We start from the raw sequence: 7,140 nt of genomic DNA on the forward strand, positions 1-7,140 counted from the left end.
CTTCAGGAGAGTGCGAAGCTCAGAACGCCTCTTCCGGCAGATCCATGAGGTCGAGCGTCGTGTTCTCGATGATCCGGCGGTCGGCGCCGATCCGCGGGAGGATCTCGCGGGCGAAGAACCGGGCCGCGGCGATCTTGCCCTCGTAGAAGGCCTTGTCCGACGCGCTCAGCTCGGTGCCGAGCTGCTTGAGCGACACCTCGGCGCCCCGCAGCAGCAGCCAGGAGACGACCACGTCACCGAGGGCGAGCAGCACGCGCCGCGAGGTCAGGCCGACCTTGTAGAGCGCCCGGGTCTCGCCGCCCTGAGCCGCCTGCAGCCAGCCCATCTGCACGCCGAGGATGGCCTGGAGCTCGCCGAGCGCCTTGCCCAGCGCCAGCCGCTCCTCCTTGAGCTGACCGTTGCCGGCCTCGCTCTCGATGAACCCCTGCATCTCGGTCGCGACCGCGGCCAGCGCGCGGCCCTGGTCCTTGACGATCTTGCGGAAGATCAGGTCGAGGCTCTGGATCGCGGTCGTGCCCTCGTACAGGGTGTCGATCTTCGCGTCGCGGACGTACTGCTCGAGCGGGTAGTCCTGCAGGAAGCCGGAGCCGCCGAAGGTCTGCAGCGACTCGTGGCCGAGCAGCTCGTACGCCCGCTCCGAGCCGACGCCCTTGACCAGCGGGAGCAGCAGGTCGTTGACACGGCCGGCCGCCTTGGCGCCCTCGGTGTCGCCCGCGGCCTCCGCGATGGCCACCTTGTCCTGCCAGGTCGCGGTGTAGATGACCAGGGACCGCAGGCCCTCCGCGTACGCCTTCTGCAGCATCAGCGAGCGGCGTACGTCCGGGTGGTGGGTGATCGTGACGCGCGGGGCGGCCTTGTCCGAGTTCTGGACCAGGTCGGCGCCCTGGACGCGGTTCTTCGCGTACTCCAGCGCATTCAGGTAGCCCGTCGACAGGGTCGCGATGGCCTTCGTGCCGACCATCATGCGGGCGTACTCAATGATCATGAACATCTGGCGGATGCCCTGGTGCACGTCGCCGAGCAGCCAGCCCTTGGCCGGGGTGCCGTGCTCACCGAAGGTCATCTCGCAGGTGTTCGAGACCTTCAGGCCCATCTTGTGCTCGACGTTGGTGGCGTAGACGCCGTTGCGCTCGCCCAGCTCACCCGTCTCCGGGTCGAAGTGGAACTTCGGCACGATGAACAGCGACAGGCCCTTGGTGCCCGGACCACCGACGCCCTCGACGCCCACGGGGCGGGCGAGCACGTAGTGGATGATGTTGTCGCTGAGGTCGTGCTCACCCGAGGTGATGAAGCGCTTGACGCCCTCGATGTGCCACGAGCCGTCCGGCTGCGGAATAGCCCGGGTGCGGCCGGCACCGACGTCGGAGCCCGCGTCGGGCTCGGTCAGCACCATCGTCGAGCCCCACTGCTTGTCGACGAAGATCTGTGCCCACTTCTTCTGCTCCTCGGTGCCCTCGACGTGCACGACGTGCGCGAAGGAAGGACCGGAGGAGTACATCCACACCGGGGCGTTGGCGCCCAGGATCTGCTCGGCGATGGCCCACCAGAGGGTGCGCGGCGCGAGCGTGCCGCCGAGGGCCTCCGGGAGGTCGAGGCGCCAGAACTCGGACGCCATGAACGAGGCGTACGACTTCTTGAACGACTCGGGCAGCGGCGCGGTGTGAGTCGCCGGGTCGAACTTCGGGGGGTTGCGATCGGCGTCGGTGTAGCTCGCCGCGAGGTCCTCGCGGGCGAGCCGGTTCACCTCCGCCAGCATGTCACGTGCGGTCTCGGCGTCGATGCCGTCGAACGGCGCCTGCCCGAACGCACGATCCGCCCCGAAGACCTCGAAGAGGTTGAACTCCAGGTCGCGCAGGTTGCTCTTGTAGTGAGTCATGTGTTCTTGGCCCCGCTCTCCGGACGCGAGTTACCCGTCAGTAACCAACACTGTATTACCCATCGGTAGCGCCCGACAAGTCGCGTCCGATCTTTCGGACGAGGACCACACGGATTGAGCGCCCCGGCCGGTTGTCCGTCGGCTTGGGGGTCAAACGTCTCCGATCGGGTGGGAAAGCGGGCAGCCGTTCGGACATTTGCAAGCCGCCGCGCCGCGGACACGTATCGAGGGGTGCGCCGCGTCGTTGCTTGGGATGTACGCGCAGGACGTACACAGACCCGGGGAGGTCTTCCATGTTCGCCACGATCAAAAGCCTTATTCCCGAGCCTCGCCAGGCCGACCAGCCCCGCAACTACATCGGGCGGCATCGCCAGCCCGAGACGGTGGCCGCCGTCGCCGCCGTCCCGGTCGTGCCCGCTCAGGCCACCGCGGCACAGGAAGAGACAGCCGAGGACTCGGTCCCGCAGGCCGGCTAGCTGCCGGCCGCGCCGACCTCCCAGCTCGGCATCGGTACGGGAGGACCGCCGTCGGACCCGGCGTACTCGAGCAGCACCAGGGCGATGTCGTCCTCGAGCCGCCCGTGCACCCAGTCGACCAGAGCGGTCTCCAGGGACGCCAGGCCGTCGCCCACCGTGCCGTGGCCCAGCAGCCGCCACGCCCGGTCGGCCGTCGGGAAGAACTCGCCGTCGCGGCGGGCCTCGCCCAAGCCGTCGGTGAAGAGCAGCAGCCGGTCGCCGGGCTCCAGCCGCTCCACCCGGGGCTGCGCCACGGGCATGAAGCCCAGCGGCGGCGCCGGAGCCGGCGGCTCGAGCGGGATGACCTGCCCGCGGCGCAACAGCAGCGGCGCCGGATGTCCACAGTTGAGGATCGTGAGCGTGCCGCCGCGCTCCTCCACCAGCGCCGCGGTCACGAAGTCCTCGTCGCCCACGCTGCGGGCCACGGCCCGGTCCAGGTCCGTCACGATGGCGCGCAGGTCGGCCCGCTCGTACGCCACGTGCCGGTACGACCCCAGGACGATGCTGGCCAGGCGTACCGCATCGAGGCCCTTGCCCCGCACGTCCCCGATGATGATCCGCACGCCGTACGGGGTGTCCAGAGCCTCGTAGAGGTCTCCGCCGATGTCCGCGGCGGCGGACGCCGAGATGTACCGGCCGGCGACCGCGAGCGCACCGACCTGCGGGCCCAGCGGCCGCAGCACCGCCTGCTGTGCCACCGCGGCGAGCCGCAACAGCTCGGCGATCCGGGTGGCCTGCCGCTGCCGGATCGTCGCGACGGTGGCCGCGATGCTCGTGGAGAGCATGATGCCGAGCACGTTGATCATGCCGACGGAGCCGAAGGACCCGCTCTGCGTCGCGAAGATCAAGCCGACGGTCGTGGCGAGCGCACCCACCGCGAGCACCGCCTGCCAGTAGGCGAAGACCGCCGCGAGGAACGGCACCGCGGCGAAGAGCCCGACGTAGTGGGCGCCCTTGCCGTCCGTCATCTCCAGCCCCGACACGGCCGCGAGCAGCACGAGGGCCGCGCCGAGACCGGCGCGGCTTCCAGGACTGAGCGGGCGGCGGCCCGACGGCAACTTAGGCATGGGTACGCCGAACAGCATGCCTGATCCGCACCGGCGACTGCATCAACTTGACCCCTAGTCTGAGCGCGTTCTGTCCACTCGGTGGCCGGACCGGCGAGCCGCGGTGACACCATGTCCGCGTGGCATCCGACCTGCGTGACCTGCTGCGCTCCCGGTTCCGCTGGACGGAGCCCGAACCGGGCAACGGCCTGCTGGTCAGCGACCGCTCGGGATGGTGGCGAGACCCACAGATCCTCGACGGGCTCGGCCCCGGCCTGGCCGCCCTCTTCCCCTCCGCCGGCCCGACCGTCGTGGTTTCGCCCGAGGTCACCGGCTTCCTCGTCGGACCGCTGGTGGCACGGGCGCTGGGGGTGGGTTTCGTGGAGGCGTACCGGGCTGGCGCCCGTCGTCCCATCGCCGAACCGATGACGTGGGCGGAAGTACCCGAGGATCACCGCGGCGATGCGCAATGGCTCGGCGTGCGAACCCACTTGATCGGTACGGGCGACCGCATCCTGCTCGTGGACGACTGGGCGGTGACCGGCGCCCAGACCCGCGGCCTGCACACCCTCGCCGGCCGCCTGGGCGCGACCGTGGTCGGCACGGCGGTGATCGTGGACGAGTGCCCGCCACCGACCGCCGCCGAACTCGGGATCCGCGGACTGCTCACCGGGGCGGATCTGAGCTGCGAACCGGGTGGTGCCTAGGTAGGGCTACTCAGGAACGGCCGTCGATGGATTACCAGGATGGTCGCCATGACAAAGTTCTTCTTCGGCAACTGGGTGACCCGCTGCTACCTGTTCGCCGTCGGGGTGTCCGCCGCGGTCCTGATCGGCGCCCAGCTCGCAACCGGCGACCACGGCCCCTCGTTCGCCGGCATCTACCTGATCGGCCTGACCGCCCCGGTATCGGTGATCTTCGCGCCGATCGCCCTCCTCGGCGACGGCTGGCTCGCCATCGCGATCCTGTGGCTGAGCGTCGTCACGGGCATGCTGCTGAACACGCTGCTGATCAACACCATCGTCGGTGAGGCCGGCCGGTTCCGCTCCCGGCGAGCCTGAAAAACGACTGTCCAAAGTGTCACACCCCTCCCCTAGATTGAGAGTCGTCACATCGGCACTCATCACTACGGGGAGAAGCATGTCCAAGCTCGTACGACGCTCCGCCGTGCTCGCGTTCGCCTCGCTGGCGGCCGCCGCCGGAACTCTCCTGGCCCCCTCGGCGGCGCAGGCCCAGCCGGTCACCTCCGGCTCCTTCACCATGACCGGCGACCCCGGCGACTACATCTCCCAAGGCCGCGACTGGAGCTACGACGTCGCCCGCGGCGACCGGCTGACGGTCACCAGCTCGTCCGACCGCCGGGTCATCTCCGTCGGCATCAGCGCCGCGAACGGTGACTGGTGGTCCGCCGACTTCTCCGCACCGGCCGGACAGGCCATCGCCCCCGGAACCTACGCGGGAGCCACCCGCTACCCGTTCAACGGCCAAGGCCCCGGCCTGGACGTCTCCGGCGACGGCCGCGGCTGCAACGAGCTGACCGGCACCTTCGTCGTCGACCAGGTGTCCTTCGGTCCCCAGGGCTACGTCGAGGACTTCGACGCCACCTTCGAGCAGCACTGCGAGGGCGACGACCCCGCCGCCCGCGGTCGTGTCCAGATCCACAACGACCCCGCACCGGAGCAACTGACCCTGAGCGTGACCCCGGCCTCCGACGGCACGTTCAGCCGGCTCAACGGCGCCGCCACGATCCACGGCACGGTGGCCTGCTCGGCCGACGTCCCGGTCCGGATCAACGGCGACATCACCCAGGTGAAGCGCAAGACCATCATTCGCGGCACGTTCAGCGCCCAGGTCGACTGCGAGAAGAACGCCGAGATCCCCTGGTCCGGCACGGCCACGCCGACCGGCACGACCCCGTTCCAGCTCGGCCGCGCCGAGGTGAACACGACCGCGACGGCCACCGACCCGGCCTACGGCACCACGGTCACCGACAAGGTCACGACGGCGGTCACCCTGAGCCGCGGCTGACCCTCACCGTGACGCACGACACGGGCCGGGCGCCTGGTTCTCCTAGAAGCCGGACTTGTTGTCGTAATGCCCGAAACCGGCGGTCGGGCCCGGATCGGTACGCCCCGGTGTGAGGTGGGACGGAGCACTGCTGCGGCGCCGGGCCACGGCCACGAGTCCGCCGGCGAGCAGGACCACTCCCAGAGCTGTCGTGATCAACATGATCCGAGGGTAAGGGCGGCGCGCACTTCCCTGTCGTCAGCCGATCGGCTCACGACGCCGGCCGAGTCCTGCCTCGACGCGGTCCTGGGTCGCGGCCGGGCTTCGGCCGGGCCGTGTCCCGGCCGGCCTTGCTCAGGCGGGCTCCCAGCCGGCCAGCACCCCGCGGGCGGGCGTCCAGCCGATCGCCGTGTATTCCGCCAGGCCCCGGAGCAGGTACGGGTCCTGCGCCATCAGCTCGCGCGCCTCGCCCTCGGTGTCGACACCCAGCAGCACCACACCGCCGACCGCAGGATCCTGACGGCCCGCCGAGACCAGCAGGCCGCGCTCCTCCAGGCCGCCCAGGAACGCCAGGTGGTCGTCGCGAGCCCGGTCCACCTCGTCGAGCGGCGCCAGGTACTTCGAGATCATCAGGTACACAGTGGTGTTCCTCTCAGGCACGACAGCTGCGGGCAATCGTACGATCGCAAACGTGGACGGACGCTACGGGTTGTGGACGAGCCGGCGATCGTGGCCGACGGAAGCGAGCGCGATCGCGGACGCGGCAGCCGAGATCGAAGCGCTGGGATACGGCTCCATCTGGATCGGCGGCAGCCCACCGGACGACCTCGCCCTGCCCGGGGCGATCCTCGCCGCGACCACCCGGCTCGTCGTGGGCACCAGCATCGTCGACATCTGGCGCAGCGACCCGGCCACCCTGTCGGCCAGCGTCACACGCCTCCGCTCCGCTCACCCGGGACGGTTCTACCTGGGCCTCGGCATGGGCCACGCACCTTCGACCGAGGCGATCGGCCAGCAATACGTACGCCCCCTGAGCAAGCTCCGCGGCTTCCTCGAAGAGCTGCCCGACGTACCCGCCTCGGAACGTCTCCTCGCAGCGCTGGGCCCCAAGGCGCTGGAGCTGGCGTCGACCGCGGCCGCCGGCGCCCTGCCGTACCTGGTCCCGCCGGAACACACCGCAGACGCCCGCCGCATCCTCGGCCCCGGCAAACTACTCATCCCGGAGCAGAAGATCTTCCTGGGCACGGACCCGGCGGCGGCCCGCGCGGCCGGCCGCCACGGCACGACGATCTATCTCGGCCTGCCCAACTACACCAAGAACCTGCTCCGGTACGGGCTGACGAACGAGGACTTCGCCGGCGACGGCAGCGACCGGTGGGTGGACACCCTGGTGGCCTGGGGTTCCGACGACTCGGTGCGTGCCCGCGTGGAAGAACACTTCACCGCGGGAGCGGACCACGTGGCACTGCAGGTGCTGTCGGCGAACCCGGAGCCGCACCTGCCGCTACCGGAGATCCGTACGGCGGCGGGAGTCTTCCTGGCCGCTTGATGCGGTTCCCGGCCGGGCAGCCCACCTGCGGCTCGTCATTCCCGGCCGACGGCTTCCCCGGCCGGCCGCCCTCCGAGCCCGCGATTTCGCGGTAGGGCCTGCCTCCTGGCCGGCGCATTCCCGGTCGGGTGCGTCTCCTGACCGGCG

9 protein-coding genes are annotated in these 7,140 nt (G+C 70.4%); 5 read left to right on the plus strand and 4 right to left on the minus strand.

Going from position 1 to position 7,140, the window contains the following annotated elements; genetic code table 11:
* Positions 1-19: 19 nt before the first annotated feature.
* Positions 20-1,876, minus strand: coding sequence for an acyl-CoA dehydrogenase (locus tag ACIBO8_RS00510; RefSeq protein ID WP_396112956.1), 1,857 nt, complete (start codon positions 1,874-1,876; stop codon positions 20-22).
* 293 nt (positions 1,877-2,169) lie between these two features.
* Here ACIBO8_RS00510 and ACIBO8_RS00515 point away from each other — a divergent pair, with 293 nt between their 5' ends.
* Positions 2,170-2,352: a hypothetical protein gene (locus ACIBO8_RS00515; protein WP_396112957.1), complete on the plus strand. Its 183-nt coding sequence runs from the start codon at positions 2,170-2,172 to the stop codon at positions 2,350-2,352.
* On the opposite strand, the gene ACIBO8_RS00520 is transcribed toward ACIBO8_RS00515, so the two are convergent.
* Positions 2,349-3,476, minus strand: coding sequence for a PP2C family protein-serine/threonine phosphatase (locus ACIBO8_RS00520; RefSeq protein ID WP_396112958.1), 1,128 nt, complete (start codon positions 3,474-3,476; stop codon positions 2,349-2,351). The two genes, ACIBO8_RS00515 and ACIBO8_RS00520, sit on opposite strands and share 4 nt — an antisense overlap.
* A 101-nt stretch (positions 3,477-3,577) precedes the next feature.
* On the opposite strand from ACIBO8_RS00520, the gene ACIBO8_RS00525 reads away from it, so the two are divergent.
* The 3 genes from ACIBO8_RS00525 to ACIBO8_RS00535 all read left to right on the plus strand — a co-directional run bounded on the left by ACIBO8_RS00525 (position 3,578) and on the right by ACIBO8_RS00535 (position 5,465).
* Positions 3,578-4,144 carry a phosphoribosyltransferase gene (locus ACIBO8_RS00525; RefSeq protein ID WP_396112959.1) on the plus strand — a complete coding sequence of 189 codons (567 nt, stop codon included), beginning with the start codon at positions 3,578-3,580 and terminating at the stop codon, positions 4,142-4,144.
* Between the two features lie 48 nt (positions 4,145-4,192).
* Positions 4,193-4,498 (plus strand): SCO4225 family membrane protein, encoded by a 306-nt coding sequence (locus ACIBO8_RS00530; protein ID WP_396112960.1) that lies wholly within the window; start codon positions 4,193-4,195, stop codon positions 4,496-4,498.
* A 79-nt stretch (positions 4,499-4,577) separates the two neighbouring features.
* Positions 4,578-5,465, plus strand: a complete 888-nt coding sequence (locus ACIBO8_RS00535) for a hypothetical protein (RefSeq protein ID WP_396112961.1) — start codon at positions 4,578-4,580, stop codon at positions 5,463-5,465.
* Between the two features lie 42 nt (positions 5,466-5,507).
* On the opposite strand, the gene ACIBO8_RS00540 is transcribed toward ACIBO8_RS00535, so the two are convergent.
* Entirely contained in the window at positions 5,508-5,666 is a 159-nt protein-coding gene (locus ACIBO8_RS00540; RefSeq protein WP_396112962.1) for a hypothetical protein, read from the minus strand.
* 132 nt (positions 5,667-5,798) lie between these two features.
* Entirely contained in the window at positions 5,799-6,074 is a 276-nt protein-coding gene (locus tag ACIBO8_RS00545; protein ID WP_396112963.1) for a YciI family protein, read from the minus strand.
* Between the two features lie 61 nt (positions 6,075-6,135).
* Between ACIBO8_RS00545 and ACIBO8_RS00550 the strand changes: the two genes are divergently transcribed.
* Positions 6,136-6,993 (plus strand): TIGR03620 family F420-dependent LLM class oxidoreductase, encoded by an 858-nt coding sequence (locus ACIBO8_RS00550; protein WP_396112964.1) that lies wholly within the window; start codon positions 6,136-6,138, stop codon positions 6,991-6,993.
* The last annotated feature ends 147 nt before the right edge of the window (positions 6,994-7,140 follow it).

It is taken from the genome of Actinoplanes sp. NPDC049681 (assembly GCF_044465265.1).
GTDB lineage: Bacteria > Actinomycetota > Actinomycetes > Mycobacteriales > Micromonosporaceae > Actinoplanes.

Excerpts from the sequence above, each read along its gene's own strand:
- ACIBO8_RS00510 (WP_396112956.1), bottom strand. The coding sequence starts at position 1,876 with ATGACTCACTACAAGAGCAACCTGCGCGACCTGGAGTTCAACCTCTTC.
- ACIBO8_RS00515 (WP_396112957.1), top strand. The coding sequence starts at position 2,170 with ATGTTCGCCACGATCAAAAGCCTTATTCCCGAGCCTCGCCAGGCCGAC.
- ACIBO8_RS00520 (WP_396112958.1), bottom strand. The coding sequence starts at position 3,476 with ATGCTGTTCGGCGTACCCATGCCTAAGTTGCCGTCGGGCCGCCGCCCG.
- ACIBO8_RS00530 (WP_396112960.1), top strand. The coding sequence starts at position 4,193 with ATGACAAAGTTCTTCTTCGGCAACTGGGTGACCCGCTGCTACCTGTTC.
- ACIBO8_RS00535 (WP_396112961.1), top strand. The coding sequence starts at position 4,578 with ATGTCCAAGCTCGTACGACGCTCCGCCGTGCTCGCGTTCGCCTCGCTG.
- ACIBO8_RS00540 (WP_396112962.1), bottom strand. The coding sequence starts at position 5,666 with ATGTTGATCACGACAGCTCTGGGAGTGGTCCTGCTCGCCGGCGGACTC.
- ACIBO8_RS00545 (WP_396112963.1), bottom strand. The coding sequence starts at position 6,074 with ATGATCTCGAAGTACCTGGCGCCGCTCGACGAGGTGGACCGGGCTCGC.